The sequence below is a fragment of the Schwartzia sp. (in: firmicutes) genome, assembly GCF_978017985.1.
This window is the reverse complement of sequence record NZ_CDXDFU010000059.1, coordinates 1-2,810: the sequence shown is the minus strand read 5'-3', so window position 1 is coordinate 2,810 and position 2,810 is coordinate 1. Positions and strand designations below refer to the sequence as shown.

General features: G+C 44.2%; 2 protein-coding genes. Both read left to right on the top strand.

Annotated features, from left to right (window positions below; genetic code table 11):
* Positions 1 to 252: 252 nt before the first annotated feature.
* The gene (locus tag ACY69O_RS02840) at positions 253 to 1,152 is read left to right on the top strand and encodes a GGDEF domain-containing protein (protein ID WP_462331956.1); all 900 of its coding nucleotides are present in this window, start codon (positions 253 to 255) and stop codon (positions 1,150 to 1,152) included.
* A 239-nt stretch (positions 1,153 to 1,391) separates the two neighbouring features.
* Positions 1,392 to 2,810 (top strand): autotransporter outer membrane beta-barrel domain-containing protein (locus ACY69O_RS02835; protein WP_462331955.1); only part of this gene is annotated, 1,419 nt, incomplete at its 3' end.

The window sequence follows — 2,810 nt, the reverse complement described above, 5'->3', positions numbered from 1 at the left end:
TTATGAGGAGGTGTCACAAACCTTCAGAGAGGCATCAAAAGCAGGTGTCGAATTCTGGGAGATACAGATGGATTTCAGACCGGAAGGAGTAACTCTTTACAGCGTAACGAAAAGTGCGGACTTATAAATTCCAGTTTTTCTTACAGCCGTAGATTTTTCTACGGCTGTTTTGGTAATAATTTGACAGTTGTTGTTTTTGGCTATAAAATTAATTATATAGTATTCCACAAAAAACGGAGATGTATACTCACCATGAACAATAAAACTGGTTCAAATCAAGAAGAAAGAAGAAATCTTATTTTAACTTCTCTGTTAACTTTTCTTGGTATGGCTATATTAATTGCCATCGCTTGGTTTTTGAAAACTCCAAATCCAAACATGGTTCTAATTACAAGCTTGATTGTTTTTACCGGTATGTTTGGTCGTATGGCAGGTGTCATTTCCGCATCGTTAATCATTTTGTATTCTATGTTTTTCTTTTCCACCGACCACAGTTTTTTCAGTTATACCAGCATTAATTTCCAAAAGATATTAACAATTGCGGTCAGCGTCATCATCAACACTACGATAGTTGCGACACTGCGTTACCTCTGGAAAAAGGCACAGGCAGAATTGATGAGAATTAACAAGCAACTGAAAGAACATAATGAGCTATTAAAAACCCAGAGCCAGACTGATCCACTTACCGGTCTGTATAACCGTCATGCTTTGCGTTTTAACTATGAGAATTACATAGGTAATAATATCATTGTCGCTTTTATGGACATCGATAATTTTAAGGGAATCAACGATACATACGGCCATGATGCTGGGGATGAAGTTCTGCGAACATTCAGCAATGGTTTAAAAGAAAATTTTACTAATACCCACGCCTACCGTTATGGTGGTGATGAGTTTTTGTTAATCAGGAATGATATAGATAAAAGTTTTTTTGATATCCAGCTCCATCAGTTGAAGCTTCGTATGGATGAAATGAGCCAAGACGACAATAAACCACAAATCAAATTTTCTACCGGTTATGTGTATGGTGTACCTGAATTGGTGGAAGATATGAGGAGTATGTTTGAACAAGCAGATGAGTTGATGTACAAAGCAAAACGCTGCGGCAACAAGAACTTCCTTGGCCAAAGGTACGAGAGATTATGGAAGTAGATTAATCAAAATGTATTTTCTTAAGCTTAATTTGTTAAATCTCAATTTTGCGCAGTAAATGATTCGACAGCCGTGGAGCTTCAACATCCACGGCTGTTGTTTTAAGTATAAGTATGAATAATCCCGGTTTTACTCAGTAAAGATTAGTATGATATAATATAAAAGTAGTTTTCATCAGCATAAGTTTTAATATGGAAAGCGTTTTTTAAATAGTTGGCTCGAAGTAGAGGACAGAAATCATGTTGAACATAACTAAAAACCAAGCGGCTGACAGGCATCGTTTAGTGTGGAAAAATGTATTTGTGTTTTTGGTTTTCCTTGCCGTAACTGTCTTTTGCGGAGGAGAACCTGGAGTATTTGCATCAGCGGCCCCCATTGCGGACAACGGGTTTCAATATGTGCATAACCCGCTGGAAAATTACAAAGTGGTGCGTGACGTGGATGTAGCTCCGGAAACAATTTACGGATTTAAGCCGAATTCAACGGGAACGCTCAAAGCTTTTGCTGCTTACGATTTTACCAGCGCAATGAAAGTATCGGAATGGAAGGCGGAAAGAACGCGTTACCATGAAGACGTAACGGACAGGCTCAACGCCCTGATGCTGGCAGATATGCCGCTTGAGCAGAAAGCACGGGCGGCTGCGGCCGTGAGGAACGAGGCCCGGATTAACTCGTGTGTGGACGCAAACGGTAACATTACGGACCGGAACGCTTACGATAATGCGGTGGCCCGCGCGAAGAAGTACACCTACGAATATCTGGTCGGGCGAGGCAATAGCGATGCCGAGATAATCGAAAGTGCCTATGATACCAATCAGGGAATGGATGCATGCCTGGGGCTTTACGACGCCCATTTTTCAAGCACGATCCGCCCTATCGAGCGCAGTCTGATGGGTGTGATGAACGAGCAGGAAACACAGGGCTACAATGCTGCGGGAAGGATTTTCCTGGCGGCGGACAAAGACCGCAGGCAGGAATTTGCAACGCTTTATTCTTTGGACGTCAGCCTTGCGAAACGGGCCTTTTCTGACATCGCCTCCAATGCATCCGCCAAAAACATGGCGGCGGTGCAGCGCAGTAATGTGACGCGGCATCTTTTGTCCGCGCGGCTGAACGAAGCTTTCATGGGTAAAGAAGCGAAAATAAAAATACCGGTGCAGCATCTGAACGAAAGCAATGACGACGGCATGGAAGTTACAACGAAAAAGGTAGAACCCGCCACCAACGACATCTGGTTGAAGTTCGGTAAGAACTGGGGTGATGTGCGGGGTGATACGGACTACCATAGCAGTACCATCCTGTTAGGTTGGGACAAACAGGTAGCGTCCAATTGGAGGGCCGGTGTGTTTGCCGGTTATGGGCAGACGAGCTTTTCTGATGACAGTTCCAGCGACAGATTAAAGGACACCCGCTTCGGCCTGTACGCAGGCTTCAACAAAGCAAAGAGCGAAGGCATGGTGTACCTGGACTACGGCTGGATGCGTAACAAATTACGCAGAGGCGTTATAGACATGACCGCCAGCGCGGATTACCACAGCCGCATATTGGAATTAGGCGGCGAATACCTGTACGATCTGCAGGCAGGGCAAAACAAAGCCTGGCATGTGCGTCCTTACGTGAACGCCCAGCTGTCCCGGCTGTGGCAGAACGGCTACAGC